Annotated in this window: 17 protein-coding genes and 1 pseudogene; 7 read left to right on the top strand and 11 right to left on the bottom strand. The window is 31.9% G+C overall.

Going from position 1 to position 15,090, the window contains the following annotated elements:
- Window positions 1-112 precede the first annotated feature (112 nt).
- The 3 genes from NSQ69_RS11800 to catA all read right to left on the bottom strand — a co-directional run bounded on the left by NSQ69_RS11800 (window position 113) and on the right by catA (window position 2,494).
- Window positions 113-1,057, bottom strand: coding sequence for a GNAT family N-acetyltransferase (locus NSQ69_RS11800; RefSeq protein ID WP_176112605.1), 945 nt, complete (start codon window positions 1,055-1,057; stop codon window positions 113-115).
- 37 nt (window positions 1,058-1,094) lie between these two features.
- The gene (locus tag NSQ69_RS11795; protein ID WP_341099259.1) at window positions 1,095-1,619 is read right to left on the bottom strand and encodes a GNAT family N-acetyltransferase; all 525 of its coding nucleotides are present in this window, start codon (window positions 1,617-1,619) and stop codon (window positions 1,095-1,097) included.
- A 224-nt stretch (window positions 1,620-1,843) separates the two neighbouring features.
- Entirely contained in the window at window positions 1,844-2,494 is a 651-nt protein-coding gene (catA, locus tag NSQ69_RS11790; RefSeq protein WP_002189569.1) for a type A chloramphenicol O-acetyltransferase, read from the bottom strand.
- 201 nt (window positions 2,495-2,695) lie between these two features.
- On the opposite strand from catA, the gene NSQ69_RS11785 reads away from it, so the two are divergent.
- Window positions 2,696-2,878 carry a DUF4021 domain-containing protein gene (locus NSQ69_RS11785; RefSeq protein WP_002012828.1) on the top strand — a complete coding sequence of 61 codons (183 nt, stop codon included), beginning with the start codon at window positions 2,696-2,698 and terminating at the stop codon, window positions 2,876-2,878.
- 48 nt (window positions 2,879-2,926) lie between these two features.
- Here NSQ69_RS11785 and NSQ69_RS11780 read toward each other — a convergent pair whose 3' ends face one another.
- Window positions 2,927-5,158: an MMPL family transporter gene (locus NSQ69_RS11780; RefSeq protein WP_341099256.1), complete on the bottom strand. Its 2,232-nt coding sequence runs from the start codon at window positions 5,156-5,158 to the stop codon at window positions 2,927-2,929.
- 122 nt (window positions 5,159-5,280) lie between these two features.
- Here NSQ69_RS11780 and NSQ69_RS11775 point away from each other — a divergent pair, with 122 nt between their 5' ends.
- The gene (locus tag NSQ69_RS11775; protein WP_002127328.1) at window positions 5,281-5,904 is read left to right on the top strand and encodes a TetR/AcrR family transcriptional regulator; all 624 of its coding nucleotides are present in this window, start codon (window positions 5,281-5,283) and stop codon (window positions 5,902-5,904) included.
- Between the two features lie 126 nt (window positions 5,905-6,030).
- On the opposite strand, the gene NSQ69_RS11770 is transcribed toward NSQ69_RS11775, so the two are convergent.
- Both NSQ69_RS11770 and NSQ69_RS11765 read right to left on the bottom strand, forming a co-directional pair.
- The gene (locus NSQ69_RS11770; protein ID WP_016126904.1) at window positions 6,031-6,684 is read right to left on the bottom strand and encodes an MBL fold metallo-hydrolase; all 654 of its coding nucleotides are present in this window, start codon (window positions 6,682-6,684) and stop codon (window positions 6,031-6,033) included.
- A gap of 82 nt (window positions 6,685-6,766) precedes the next feature.
- On the bottom strand, window positions 6,767-7,174 hold the full coding sequence (locus NSQ69_RS11765; protein ID WP_016126903.1) for a GNAT family N-acetyltransferase: 408 nt from the start codon (window positions 7,172-7,174) through the stop codon (window positions 6,767-6,769).
- A 670-nt stretch (window positions 7,175-7,844) separates the two neighbouring features.
- Between NSQ69_RS11765 and NSQ69_RS11760 the strand changes: the two genes are divergently transcribed.
- Both NSQ69_RS11760 and NSQ69_RS11755 read left to right on the top strand, forming a co-directional pair.
- Window positions 7,845-8,285, top strand: a complete 441-nt coding sequence (locus tag NSQ69_RS11760) for a MarR family winged helix-turn-helix transcriptional regulator (protein ID WP_050000737.1) — start codon at window positions 7,845-7,847, stop codon at window positions 8,283-8,285.
- A gap of 45 nt (window positions 8,286-8,330) precedes the next feature.
- The gene (locus NSQ69_RS11755; RefSeq protein ID WP_197236052.1) at window positions 8,331-9,152 is read left to right on the top strand and encodes a class I SAM-dependent methyltransferase; all 822 of its coding nucleotides are present in this window, start codon (window positions 8,331-8,333) and stop codon (window positions 9,150-9,152) included.
- 376 nt (window positions 9,153-9,528) lie between these two features.
- Here NSQ69_RS11755 and NSQ69_RS11750 read toward each other — a convergent pair whose 3' ends face one another.
- The 5 genes and pseudogenes from NSQ69_RS11750 to NSQ69_RS11730 form a co-directional block, all read right to left on the bottom strand.
- Entirely contained in the window at window positions 9,529-10,032 is a 504-nt protein-coding gene (locus NSQ69_RS11750) for a GNAT family N-acetyltransferase (protein ID WP_050000736.1), read from the bottom strand.
- A gap of 154 nt (window positions 10,033-10,186) precedes the next feature.
- Window positions 10,187-10,657, bottom strand: coding sequence for a DMT family transporter (locus NSQ69_RS11745; RefSeq protein WP_002127321.1), 471 nt, complete (start codon window positions 10,655-10,657; stop codon window positions 10,187-10,189).
- Between the two features lie 19 nt (window positions 10,658-10,676).
- Window positions 10,677-11,369 (bottom strand): Crp/Fnr family transcriptional regulator, encoded by a 693-nt coding sequence (locus tag NSQ69_RS11740; RefSeq protein WP_002127320.1) that lies wholly within the window; start codon window positions 11,367-11,369, stop codon window positions 10,677-10,679.
- Window positions 11,370-11,387: 18 nt separating this feature from the next.
- A complete protein-coding gene (locus NSQ69_RS11735; RefSeq protein ID WP_002127319.1) occupies window positions 11,388-11,813 on the bottom strand; it encodes a DMT family transporter in 426 nt (141 codons plus the stop codon).
- A gap of 181 nt (window positions 11,814-11,994) precedes the next feature.
- Window positions 11,995-12,480, bottom strand: a pseudogene (locus tag NSQ69_RS11730) (DUF2798 domain-containing protein).
- Between the two features lie 229 nt (window positions 12,481-12,709).
- Here NSQ69_RS11730 and NSQ69_RS11725 point away from each other — a divergent pair.
- The 3 genes from NSQ69_RS11725 to NSQ69_RS11715 all read left to right on the top strand — a co-directional run bounded on the left by NSQ69_RS11725 (window position 12,710) and on the right by NSQ69_RS11715 (window position 15,074).
- On the top strand, window positions 12,710-13,312 hold the full coding sequence (locus NSQ69_RS11725; RefSeq protein WP_050000734.1) for a DUF2441 domain-containing protein: 603 nt from the start codon (window positions 12,710-12,712) through the stop codon (window positions 13,310-13,312).
- Between the two features lie 33 nt (window positions 13,313-13,345).
- Complete coding sequence (locus tag NSQ69_RS11720; protein WP_341099251.1) at window positions 13,346-14,287, top strand: nucleoside hydrolase; 942 nt, start codon at window positions 13,346-13,348, stop codon at window positions 14,285-14,287.
- 136 nt (window positions 14,288-14,423) lie between these two features.
- Window positions 14,424-15,074, top strand: coding sequence for an SMI1/KNR4 family protein (locus NSQ69_RS11715; protein ID WP_033728062.1), 651 nt, complete (start codon window positions 14,424-14,426; stop codon window positions 15,072-15,074).
- The last annotated feature ends 16 nt before the right edge of the window (window positions 15,075-15,090 follow it).

The raw sequence follows: 15,090 nt of genomic DNA, 5'->3' as shown, positions 1-15,090 counted from the left end.
TTATTTTTATATAATTATTTCGATATAATATTCGCTTTTTGAACATCATCTCTTATATTCCCTCTCGTTCAAAATGAAAAAATCACTTAGAATATGCTAAGTGATTTTTTATTTAATTTTTCACCCTATTATACAACTCAAGCAGTTCTTCTACTGAAATACCATTTATTTTCATACCGGTAATATCACAATTTTCTATTTCAATATTTTTCAGATTACTACTACGTATTGTAGTACTTTCCAAATCACATCTATCAAATGAAATAGGATCTTTATCCTCTCCAAGGCTTGTATCTCTAAATTGAACTCCACCTAAAGTCACAAAATTAAATTTACTGCCAGAAATATTTAAATCTGCATATGAGGAATTTCTAAAATTAATATTTCTAAAGGTTGATTGACTTATATTACAATTACTCATATTCATATGCATTATATTACTACCAACAAATGCACTATTTTTTAAATTTACTTGATAATATTCTGTATTAACCAAATTACAGTTTTCGTATTGACCATTTTTCATATCTTTATTTTTAATTAGGTTCTCTCCAACTGCATCTACATTTTTTCTTTTTACATAGCAATACTCATCTTCAGATTTAAAAATTATTTCATAGTCCATTTTTTTATAAAAATGATGATTATTAATTTGTCTACTAGATGTTTCAAGATCCCAAATCCTTATGTTCGGAAATTTTTCTTCTATTAACTTAATAACCCGCGATCCAATTCCTTTTCCTTGAAGAAAAGGCTCTACAAAAATACGATCGATTCTTCCGTACGATTTACCAGAGATCGTAACTATAATTCCCCCGATTACTTTTTCATCCATTATCACTTTGTAAGTATCCAATTCTTCAATTGAATATTTCATCATTTCAACTGAAGAATATCCTGGCGGTTGAATGTTATAATCAATTACATCACCTTGGCCGTATAACCATCGCTTTGCTTCTTCATCAAATGTTCTTTTCATTATTTCTGTTAACTTTTCAGCATCTAAAATTGTAGCTTTTTCTATAGATATTATTGTCATTTTTGTTTTCCCCTTCATTGTTATAAACCGATAACTTTTGTGAACGATATAGTTATTAATTTACTTTTGTCTTTAATATTTTTCCCATTATTGCATATGGGGCATCACTTTTACTTGGGTGAAATGGCTCTAATACATCCACCCAATCCAATCTTTTATATAAAGAACGCGCTTTTTCATTGTTTATTTGTGTTGTTAAAATACTCGTTCTATTTGAAATCCCTTCTAATAGTTCATTATGTAATTTCATTCCAAGACCTTCATTTCGATATTGTGGGTGAACTGCTAACTCTACAAATTCAAAACAATCTTGTAACCATTCGTCTGCTTGTTCTAGATTTAACGCTTCTCTCATTAATTGATTATAGTACTGCCCTTCTAATGAGCGATAACCATAAGTAAAACCAACTACCTCATTTTCATCATTTATTACTACTATACCTTTAAAATCTGCATATTCTATATGTCTTTTCATTCTCTCAATCATTTCAGTAAAATTTGTTTTCTCAAATGCTTTACAATACAATTTTGCCATATTATTAATTAGGATTTCATCTTTTTCAATACGTATGAATTTCACTTTACCTTCCCCCTATTAAAACATTTGAACCCTTAAATAATTATAAAATAAAGAAATTTAAAACTAATCACTCTCTTTACTATTAAACTACAAATCAACCTATATTTTCCACTGTTACTTAATATGAATGAATAAAAAGAAGAGAACATGTAATATACATATGTTCTCTTCTTTTTATTTTAACGCTTATTCATTTTCAATTTTATATAATTAATAATTAGATATTACTTAAGCCACTCGTTACAAGTATTAGCTAGCTCCTGTAAATCCTCTATAAATCGACTCGCATGATATCCATCACAAACCGCATGATGTACTTGCAATGAAACAGGTAGCATAACCCTGCTTCCATCATTGAAATATTTCCCACAAGTAATAATTGGTAATAAAGAATCACCATCATTATTAATATTTAAATTAAATCCTGTAAAACTAGTCCAAGGTATACCAGAAATCGGAAAAATATTTGGCGGAATATTTTCTTTCGTGAAGAAACCATGAACATTAGCATAACATCTCATATCCTCTTCATAGTTTTTATAGAAAATGTGGAAATCGCTAGAATAATCCGTCCATATACTTGAAAAAGATTTATCATCTTTATGAAAGATTGTATAACTAGGTATCATTTCCTCCCAATACCCTAAAACTCCTTCATCATTAAAACATGTTCGAAATTCTGTATGTTTATTTATCACTCTAGAAATTACATAAATAGAAGTCGGATAAAATTTAATTTCCTTTTGATGTATTTCCTCTAGCATCATCGTAATATCAACATTCGCTGTCATACTAAACGAACACTTTAATTTTAAATAATGTTCAAAATACTGCTCTCTATTCCAATTTTCTCTGTCAATTACATGAAACTTCATTTTAATAGCCTCCTAAAATTTTATTTTTATTTTAGAAGGCTAACTTTCTTGTTTTCACCACACTTGTTCACTCCTTACAGTTTAAATTTAATACTAAGCTTTTTATTTAACTATATAACATCTGCAGAAATTCGTTCACATATTTCTGGAAATCCATCCACATACTATTAATAAATCAAATGACGTTTGGAGGATTCAAACATGAATGACAAAAATGTAAATAAAAAAGAAAATGTTATCGAAAACACTACATCTATTCAAAATAATAATACTGCAAATCTTAATATCGAAGAACAAGCAATGAACGGCTTATATGGAATGCCCGAAACAACCATTGAAGATGCTGATCACGTTGTAACTGATGATTTGACTTCAAAAAATTAATGAACTACATAGAAAAGAGCCAAGGAAAATATCCTTGGCTCTTCTCTATTATATATCCAATTTTTTTACTTCTTCTCTCTTTTTAGAAAGTTTCCCTGGCCAAAAAGCAAAGCGGCCTAAAACAACTGTAATCGCAGGTACAAGTAATGGTCTTACAATAAATGTATCTAGCAATACACCGATTGCTGTCACAATACCGAATTGAACTAAAACTTGAATTGGCAATGTACCTAATACTGCAAATGTTCCTGCTAAAATTAAACCTGCGGATGTAATTACACTACCTGTTTGTATAACACCATTTTTAACTGATTCTAAATGATTTTGTTTCTTTTTATTCTTCCATATTTCTGAAACCATAAAGATATTATAATCTTCCCCTAAGGCAACTAAAAATACGAATGCATATAACGGTATCGCACCTTGTATCGCGGGAGCTCCCATACCGAAATGCAGTAAAATCCAGCCTGCTCCTAATGCAGAGAAGAAAGATAAAACGACAGTTACAATTAAGTAAATCATCGCAACGATTGAACGTAAATACACGAGTAAAAGTAAAGCGATGATACTAATCATAACCGGAATAATAACCGCTTCATCCCGTTCAGTAATTTGCTTTGTATCATATAAGGAAGCTGTTTCTCCGCCAATCCATAAATGATTCTCAGCTTGACTAATTCCTTCATCTTTTAATACCTTTTCTACACTATTTTTCAATTTAGGGATTTGATCTAATGCTTCAATTGAGTATGGGTTTTCCACTAAAGAAACTTCATACATTTGCAATTGATTATTTTCTTTTCCCTTCATTGGCTCTTTCACTTTATTAACAAAAGATAATTTCTCTATTTCTTGTTTAATAGGTAAATCTTTTCCCTTTGAATCAACTACAATCTTTACTGGCGCTAATTCTCCAGCTGAAAAATGATCCGTAATTAATGTAAATCCTTCGCGTGATGGCATATCTTTCGGGAATGATTCTAATAAGTCGTACGTGTATTGAATACGCGGTACAAATGAAGCCAAGCCTCCTAATAAAAATACGGTTAGCATAATAATTGTCCACGGTTTACGTACAACAATATCCCCAAGTTTTTTACTAAAGAACCCTTTAGTATTTTTTACTTTTACTACTTTCTTTTTCTTTCTTGCAAACTCTTCATTCATTTCAGCTGTTCTCGGTATGAACGGGAAAAATGCAACTCTACCGAAAATTAATAATAATGCTGGAAGAATCGTTAAAGCAGCGATTCCCATAATGAAAACAGCCACACTAAATGGAACTGCGAATCGATGAAAAGCTCCATAATGAGCAAGTAATAACGTTCCTAACCCTAATACTACAGTAAGTGCACTCATTATAATTGCTCCACCTGATGCTTTTATCGCAAGTTGCAATGCTTTATACTTACTTTCTTCTTCTAGCAAGTACTCTTTATATCTTGAAATAAGAAATAAACAATAGTCCGTTCCTGCTCCAAACAGTAAGACAGTCATAATCGATATAGCCTGTGCATCTACTTTAATCCATCCATTGTCTGCTAAAAAGCCCAGTGTCGGACTGATAATTCCGTATGCAAAACCAACAACGAGTAAAGGTAAAATTGCTAAAATTGGTGAACGGTACAGTAAAATTAATAAAACCAATACTAGTAGTACAGTAGCAACTAATAATTTCACATCAGCTTGACTAAATAAACTTACCGCATCCGTTTGAATACCTACAGGTCCAGATAATCGAACATGTAAACCAGAGTCGGTAATTTTTTGTTTGAACGGATCTTCATCCACTTTACTATTCACTATTTTTCGTAACTCTTCTAAATTACCTTTTAATATATCCGTTCCAGCAGATTTATTAAAAAATATTGGTGTGACAAATGATGTACCATCTTTTGATCCACTTTTTGATAATACTTGCTCTGGAATTGTATCAAATGGTGGTAACAATGATTGTTCTTTTAAAGGGTCCGTTTTTAACTCTTTATAAACGTCCTGTATTAATTTGTAGTCTTTTGACTCTAATCCACCATCCCGATGCCATACAACTAACAACGGGTTTCCTGCATTATTAGGAAATTCTTTTTTCATAAGTGCTTCAGCTTGCTGTGACATAGCTGTTTCAGGTAAATTTTTCGGATTCGGTTCTTTCGTACTGTTTACTTGTGGTAACGTAAATGAAAGTACTAATGTAATAAAAATCCATACCGATAAAGTTATCCATTGCGTATTCTTCCCTGCTACAAGCCTCCCTAACATATGTAACGGGTGCTTTTTCATAAAACCCCACCTTCCTTTTTTCCTCCAATATTAATTATATATACTGGTCGGTTAATTAATCAAGAATGATTAAAAAATTATGTTATAATTATCTCAATAATAAATGTCAGGAGCGAATGTATTTGGATCAAAAACAACGTCCTCTCGGAAGGCCTCGTCAAAATAAAAATACAAAGTCTACAAAAGAAATCATTTTAGAAGTTGCAACTAGGTTATTTCTCACTCAAAGTTATCAAGTTGTTTCAATGGATGAGGTCGCGAAAGAATGTGGAGTTACAAAAGCAACTGTCTACTATTACTACTCAACAAAAGCTGATCTATTTACCGCTACTATGATTCAAATGATGGTGCGCATAAGAGAAAATATGGATCAAATACTCTCTACGAATAAAACTTTGGAAGAAAGATTATTGAACTTTGCTACAGTATACTTACACGCAACGATGGATATTGATATGAATAATTTTATGAAAGATGCAAAACTTTCTTTATCTGAAGAGCAATTAAAGGAATTAAAAAATGCCGAGGATAACATGTATGAAGTGTTGGAAAAAGCGCTAGATAACGCAATTCTCCTTGGAGAAATTCCTAAAGGAAATCCTAAATTTGCTGCCCATGCTTTCGTCGCTTTATTATCAATCGGGAATTTTAAAGATGAGAATCACAATCCTACTCTTGCAAATATAGATGAATTAGCAAAAGAAATCGTTTCGTTTTATTGGAATGGATTAAGTCATCAAAATTAAATTGATTATATTTAATAAAGAGCACATTTGAAATTCCTTCAAACATGCTCTTTATTAATTTAAGGGTTTTATTTATATACTAGCAATTAAATTATACTTTAGCACTGATTAACAAAAAATTCTTATCTATAGCTCTTGAATTTGTGCATTTATATTCCCCTTACTTAATCCACCATGGTAACAAACTACAGAATCAATTTCTAGATTTAAATACTTCTTCAAAGAATTTTGCGCTTCTTTTATATCCAAAGTAGTTGGGGCATGAATTCCACCTAAAATTCCGTTTACGCTATACATTGAATCCCCAGCGATAAGAGTTTTACTTTGTCTCAAATATAAACTAATATGACCAGGAGTGTGCCCTGGGGTATGAATAATAAGAATACCACCGCAATATGGAAGTTCTTGGCCGTCAACCAAAGTATCATCCACTTTTCCTTTCGGAGGATTCTGTACTTGTGCATCCTTCAACAAAGGTAACTCCCCCTCGATATACGGCTTATCTAGATCGTGAGCATAGACTTTTATATTACTTCCACAGTTTTGTAATAGTTCAGGAAGACTACCTATATGATCTATATCTTGATGCGTCAAAATCACGGCTTTTAGTTCATCAAACGATACTCCAACCTTCCCCATCTCTATTCGTATATCTTCAATTTGTCCAGGAAATCCAGTATCTATTAAAACTGCCATTTCATCATCCCATAAAAGAATTGGGTGAATAATATACTCTTGAAATTCAAGATGTAACATCTCTACCCCTTTAGCAATCTCCATAACATTATTCTCCTTTATAACGAAATTTTTGAAATCTAAAAATTGGCCTGATAAACAAGTAATTCTAAATTACAAAGCCCCGCTATCGTTTAATATGTTTCGTCATACCAATCGAAAATCCCTCAAATCCAATTGATTCATAGTAAGATTTTAAATCTTCAACACACATAAGTTGTGGAATAACTCGTTTTTGTTCACAGTGCCGGATTAATCGTTCCACTATTTCCTTTCCAACACCCATGGACTGATACTCTGGCATTACACATACACCGCAAATAATACCCGTTATTACACCATCTGATATTACTCGTCCCATCCCAATTAATTGTTGCTCTTTAAAAGCATATATCACATACCAACTTTGTTTACACATTTGCTCTAACTCATTAACCGATAATTCAAGAGAATTCCATCCTAAAGATTCATACATAGTTAATAATTCATTGAAATCTTTAGGGGATTCAATCGTGTAATTTAAAATAGTTTTCATGTAAATACTCCTTATCATCCTTTTTGTTTTTATTCCATAAAATTTTTGACCGTCGTTAAACTGACTAGAACAATACTTCAATAAAAAAAAATGAAACTCCTTCTCTTTAAAAACATAAGCTTAATAAGATTGGTACCATATATATTTCTCTATTTAATATTTGTTTAATATATCAACTAATGGTGAGTATAAAATATATACATTTCAACCATCACCAAATACTGAATCTAAATTACAATTATACGAAAAAGAAGGTATCTCATCTTTGTGAGATACCTTCTTTTATATCAATCCATCATTATATTATCAACCAAAAATCATACAGCTACATACGATAAGAACAAACAAAACTAATAAACTATTTGAGAAATAACCCATAGAATACTACCCCTTTATTTCATTATGTAAAAGATTTTACCATAAAATTATTAATAGTATAATGACTGAAAAAGACATTGGCTTCATTAGTTTTTTATGTATAAAGTAATATTTTATAATCTTTCTACTCACCGCTCATAAAAAACTTTAACTTTTCCTCTACTGCATCTCTCACGATTTAAATAACATTGATATTAGTAAATAAACAATTACTAATATCAATGTTATTATTTGATTTTAAGTAAAAATAGTAATAAAATAATTACTAAATTGATAAAGGACACGAAAAATAATGACTAATAAAGAATTAATAAACGAATACATGAATTTATTATTAAATATGTCAGGTACTTTCAAATTATTATCAGAGAAATCCACTGAATTTACACATTTAGAGCAACACATAATTGAGTATATTGCCCAGCAAAAAGTCGCTGTAAATTTAAAAATGATTGCTAGTTATTTAAACATACCTAAACAACAATTAAGTGTAACCGTTCGTAATTTAGAGCAAAACGGATACATTGTAAAAAAACAAGATACAGTAGATAAACGAGCTGTTTTAATTTCCTTAACAGATAAAGCTGAAAAAGTACATTATGAAAGATGGAAACAAATTTATAATAATTTCACTAGTAATCTTGAAAAACTCAGTGAAGAAGATCAACGTGATTTAACTTACGGACTGTATAAAACAAATAAAATGCTATCAAAAATGCTAAATAACGACTAATCATATATATATGATATTTTTTTATTATTAAATGGAGGACGTTTCATGGTTAAAGAAATAGATTTACAATCAGTTCAAAGTACTATGCTTATTCCACTATGGGGACGAGCATATGGTAGTGAGAAAAACAAGGATATTTTAGATGATACGGAAGCTATTCAGATTATTAAAGAATGCGACTTTGATTTCTCTAAAATAGCAGATACATTTGGCGAATATGGATGTATCACTTACATTACCCGTGCAAGAAAAATAGACGATACTATTAAACAATTTATTAGAAAACATCCGAATGCTACTATAGTAAATATCGGTTCTGGACTAGACACTACTTTTTCAAGAATTGATAACGGTACCCTACAGTGGTATAACCTTGATTTGCCTGATGCGATCGCTTTCCGCAAAACATTAATTGAAGATACACCACGAAATATAAGCATTGCCAAATCATTTTTTGACACTTCTTGGTTCAACGATATAAAATATGATCCAAAAGACAGTATTCTTTTTATATCAGCAGGTGTGTTTTATTACTTTAAAGAAGAAGAACTGAAGGAGATATTTGTCGCTATGGCAAAACGTTTTCCTGGAGGAGAGTTATATTTTGATGCCGAATCAAAGTTCGCACTGACACTTTCGAATGCTACTGTAAAAAAATCTGGTAATAACGGCGCTATGATGTATTTTTACGTAAATAATCCAAAGACAATAGAAAAGTGGTCTTCTAACATAAAAATATTAAGCTGCTCCCCTTTCTTTAAACATATACCTACAAATAAAGATTGGGATGGAAGTACACGAATTATGATGCGGATTGTAAATTTAATAAAGATGTTGAAGTTCGTTCATATACGGTTTGAAAAATGATAAATCTATAGCTTATATATTAATCATATATAAAAGAAGACCTCGATTTTATTAAATTCATATAATAATCTATAGGATAGTTAGTCCATTATGAGGGCTAACTATCCTTTTTTATTTACATAATGAATGAAATAAGTAAACAATAAATATTTAGTTTAATCAGTATAATAAAGATATATAACTTGAAACGTTCGATTGGTTTTTTGGGGAGGGCATAGCCTCGGTGCGAAGGCAACACTCCGCTTTCGAGGACATGCTTCAGTTATAGTTTGTCACTATTTGAATTATAAATCAGTTATTTTATCTTTATCTGGATTCTTGCCCAAACTAATGACCTCTTCTCCTTTTCAATAGTTTCGAGTTAGGTCCGGGATTTCTAAAGGTCGCGTACGTTCCAAACAATCTCACCGCGCTCGTCCCACGTACTGTGATGCCTCTTAAATCCTATCTTTTCTAGCACCCGGAAGGACGCAACATTCCAAGCGCCTACAGTCGACCAAAGTCTGTGGCGCCCCGTAGCAATCGCAGCGTCCAGCACAACAGATGCTGCCTCAGTCGCATAGCCTTTGCCATGAGCACTGCGGAACAACTCGTATGCGATCTCCGGCTCTTCCAGTGTGGAACGACCGATAATCAAGCCACAGTATCCGATGAAATCACCTTCGTCTCGTCGGCGAATAGTGAGAAGGGAAATGCCATTTTCGCCTGCTCTCTTACGCATCTCTATAAGCATGCTACGAACGGCGTCAAGGTTTGGCATATCCACACCACGTTCGCCAATTAATTTTCTCATCCAGACTGAATCGGATTCCTCCCACATACTCAGATCAAGTCGTTCAGTTTTCAGCTGGAACTCCATAGCTTTAAATAAAGCTGTCATAGTGGAAACCTCCTAGTTATGTCACTGCACTCATAATATAATGTACACCATCTTCCAACATGTACTGAATCACTTATTTTCTCTCCTTATCGCTCATTTACTACCACCTAAATGTATATGTTCTAATTATTAACACCTTTTTCCTTTAAATTCTTTAGGCCCTATCCTCATTTATAGTAATAGCTTTCTTATTCGAAAAAAAATTTTTAAAAATTCCTACCCCTACAATTAATAGACCTATACCAATTAATTTATTTATTTGTATAGGTACTCTCTCCATTCCAAACAATCCAAATGTATCAACACATAATGCAACAACTAATTGAGTAATAAGGCTAATGAGCACCGTATAAGCTGGACCTAAACTCTTTATTGCACCCATTATACAAATAATTAATCCGATACCAAACAATCCACTTATATAAAATAAATAATTTGCAGTATAAAAGTTAACGCTTATACTTTTCTCTGTAATGATATGAAATAAAACAGAACTTATGAGACCTATTCCAAGAACACATGCAGTTGTTAACCACTGTCCTACAATTTCATTCACTTTCGTATTAAAAACAGATTGTAAGCTAATTAATATTCCAGCTAATATAGCTAAACTAAATCCAATCATAACCCTTCTCTCCCTTTCATTACTCATATATATTATCTTTAGCAACTTCCTTCATTCTAGAAAAATCTTTAATTACAATAACTCCATTATTCTTTTCAATTAATTTTTCACTATAAAATTTTTGTAAAACTCGAATTACATGCCTATAACTTACACCTATAAAATCTGTAATACTTGATACAGAAGTTGAATCTAAATCCTCTTTATACATATTCCCATTACTATCCGTTGAAATCGAAAGTAAATAACTAGCTACACGTACTTCTACCGGATAAAGTAAATTTAGAGCTGTAAAACGAGTCGATATTTTTAACGTGTTCGCAATGTTTTCAAGCAAGAACTTCATAAATATAGGATCATGTAATAACTTATTTCTAATAACTGTATTAGAAATGGAGATTGCTACAACATCTGAACAAGCTTCAACAACATTATGTGCTTTGCTATTTTGTATTAATTCAATATCACCAACAATTGCTAATGGATTGATAAAGCGAAGGATTAGTTTCTTTCCTTCTGGTGTAATCGTGTAAACTTTTACTTTTCCTTTAATAACAAAATATAAACGATGAATTTCATCATCTTTATCGCAAATAAGCTTGCCTTTTTCAAAATGATTTACTTGAAAATTGTCAGTACTTATTCCTGAAAAAATTTCAAGTATATTATAAGCTTTCAAATATTGAATAATTAAGTCTGATTTATTATCCACTTACAGTCCCTTCTTTCCTTACATATTAAACACAAAAATACCTAAAATCATTACTATTGTCCCCACAATATGGTATCTCTCCATTTGTATCTTTTTTATATGAAATAATCCTTTCATTTCAATAACAGTAGCTGTTAATAATTGAGCAACCATAAGTGTTCCAGCTGTTAATGTAACTCCCATTGAATATATCGCCATTGTTTCCGCACAAATAATCAACCCACCAAGTGCGCCAGCTGCTAAATATACTTTTTTTACACCCTTTAAATCCGTTACTTTCTCTTCTTTCTTTAACAAAAATATAGTTGTTGCAATAAGAAACCCAATTAAATGCGTCATAATACTCGTCGACCATATACCGATATCTGAACTAAGTTTCGCATTAAACGTACCTTGAAGTGTAATGAATACTCCTCCAAAAACTGAAAGTAAAATACCTTTCAAAAAAATCATCTCCTAATCTTCTATCTATGATTTAATTAAAAGCTACAATACTACAACGACAAAAGGACAAATGTCACATCAATATGAAAATAATTAGTAATGTACACGAAAAAACACATCTCAAAATATGTGAGATGTGTTTAAAACACTTCATCCGTATATAATATTTTAGTAATTAAAACTATGCTACATTAACAGCTTTATTCTTCAAAACAAACTTTCCAAATAAGAAACGTACAAGAGGTCCCATTATTATTAATTGAAGTGGGTACGCCATAATGAAATTTTTAATGAAAATCGAGAAATAAATTGAAGCGAATGAGTCACCATGTAACCCATTATGTAAATACATCATAGCCATTCCGTAAAATGACATAAAGAATACCATTCCGATTACCATTGTTGTTGCCATCGCAATAATCATGTTTACTTTTTTTGATTTATCAAATGGTAATGCAAATACAATCTATTTCGCACACGGTCCTACGATACATATTTCAATTAATAGCGCAATAATAAATCCAATTATTAGTTCTAATGCGATCTCCTTAATATGAATTGGCCCTCCTGCTCCATTCATTAATAAATTGTAAAACGTCATAACGATAACCATCCCGAGGCACATCATCATACCAAATTGGAGGTTTTCCTTTCTTGTTGTTGGCAATTTTCATCATCCCTTCTCTTTGAGTCTTTGTCATTATATCGATATTGGAAACTCCTTCGTAAGTGAACATTTTGTGAACATTTTTAAAGCGTTTACGTGCATTTCTTTCACTCTTCACTCCAATCCTCCCACTTTATAACTTTTTACTTACAAAGGTTTTATATATTTTGATGTTGAATTATTACATTTAATATTGAATTATATGATAATTACTACTAGGAGGATAACCATGAATAACGCAGAATTTTACGCATATCACATCGTTACAAGGAAAATAATGAGTATTGGACAAATCATTCACTTTGACAAAAATCAAACTAATACCCTCTATCACTTCTTTTTTGAAAGAGAACAATTAAATTCTAATGATGAAGACTCCATTCAAATTTTAAAAAGGCATTATATCAATGAAGAATTACATATAAATAATGAAAATGCTAAAGTAGTTCTGAATTATATAGATCAAACAATTAGAGCAGTTAGAGAAACGATTGTGGAAATGGTTAGGCTGCAAGAATTTCCTGAATACCCGTCAAGGTTGTCTTGCTTATATGCTGCCAAAAGCTATGAAGATGCTTTGAAATGGAAAGCTTTATTTGATTCTTATAATCGAGATGTTTTACAGATTGTTAAACTACGAGTGATCGGTAGTTCTTTTGAAGGTGACGGAAATCTTTTACCGAAAGAAGATGGTATTCCTTTCGCTCAAAAAATGGAACAAGCTAGAGAGTATTGGAAAGGAAACGTTAGAAATGAACTTCCTGAGTTACTGATTAATGGGAGAATTGAAGTGGTGGAAATTATTGATGATTTTTCATCAATTAAAATTTAATTCCTGGTTAAATATTAAAGAATGGAGATTAAAATGATGAAAAAAGTGTACTTCAATCATGATGGTGGTGTAGATGATTTAATATCACTATTTTTACTACTCCAGATGGAAAATGTAGAACTTACAGGTGTTTCAGTTATTCCTGCAGATTGTTATTTAGAACCAGCAATGTCTGCCAGTCGTAAAATTATAGATCGCTTCGGCAAAAATAATATTGAGGTAGCAGCGTCCAACTCTCGTGGAAAAAACCCATTTCCAAAAGAATGGCGGATGCATGCATTTTATGTAGATGCTTTACCAATTTTAAATGAGTTTGGGAAAGTTGTTACACCTGCATCAAAAAAACCTGCACATCATCATATAATAGAGACTCTTCTACAAACTGATGGAAAAACAACTTTATTATTTACAGGGCCCCTGACTGACCTTGATCGTGCACTATATGAATCTCCAATAATCGAAGATAAAATTGAACGTCTCGTTTGGATGGGCGGTACATTTCGTACTGCAGGCAATGTACATGAGCCAGAACATGACGGAACAGCCGAGTGGAATTCATTTTGGGATCCCGAAGCAGTAGCTCGTGTTTGGAATGCTAATATAATCATTGATTTAGTAACTCTAGAAAGTACAAACCAGGTTCCGCTAACTATAGACATACGTGAACAGTGGGCAAAAGAGCGTAAGTATATTGGTGTTGATTTCCTTGGTCAATGCTATGCAATGGTTCCCCCTCTCGTTCACTTCTCAACGAACTCTACCTACTATTTGTGGGATGTATTAACCGCTGCCTTTGCTGGGAAAGCTGATCTTGCAAAGGTACAAGCGATTAAAAGTATTGTTCATACATACGGACCTAGTCAAGGACGTACAGTGGCAACTGATGATGGGCGACCTGTAAATGTCGTTTATGATGTAAAACGTGATGTATTCTTTGAATATATTACTGAATTAGCTAAAAAAGCTGCTACTTGAAACCTCAATTTTACGAAAAATAACTTTTAAGATTACAATACATATATTCTGAGAAATCACTCCTAAAAGTTAGAAACCCAAACGAAAAGTATATTAAGAATGATATACTTTAATTAATATAACATGGGGTGATATGATGGATTACGAGTTACTAAAAGAAAGAATAGAAATAATAACTTCTAGAATTAAAGAAATAGGCGGTGAAGTTCAAGAAGTTTGTATAGATGAACCATCTTCTCTTGAAAAGATAATCCAAGTGGAAAAAAAACTTGGTGTTAAATTACCAAATAGTTTCAAAAAAGTACTTTTAGAGTTCTCAGGAAATTTTAGCTTACGCTGGTTTTTACCTGACGATATGGAGCTACCAAATGAATTTCGTGAAATTTTTTGCGGAACACCCCACTGGAGTTTAGAAAGTCTTTCTGAGTTTGAAAAAGAACGAAAAGACTGGATTGACACGGTTTTTCCAAATCCTGAAGATGAATATGATATAGTGTGGCATAATAAATTAGCATTTTGTGAAGTGGGCAATGGGGATTATTTAGCATTTGATATGCAAGATAATATAGATGCTCCGATAATTTACCTAAGTCACGAGGATGGAGAAGGACATGGATATAAGATTGCGAATAATTTCATTGAATTCATTGATAATTGGTCAAGAATAGCTTTTGTAGGATGCGAGGATTGGCAGTGGTTACCGTTCACAACCAGTCTTGAAAGTGGTGTAAACCCAGATGATGAGCCAGCAAAAAAATTTAGAAATTGGTTGGGACTAAATATTTAATTATTAAAAAGAGTAT

Source organism: Bacillus sp. FSL R10-2201, from assembly GCF_038008665.1.
In the GTDB taxonomy this organism is placed as follows: Bacteria; Bacillota; Bacilli; order Bacillales; family Bacillaceae_G; genus Bacillus_A; species Bacillus_A mycoides.
Note: the sequence above shows the minus strand (reverse complement) of the source record. Positions and strands in the feature narration are given on the sequence as shown.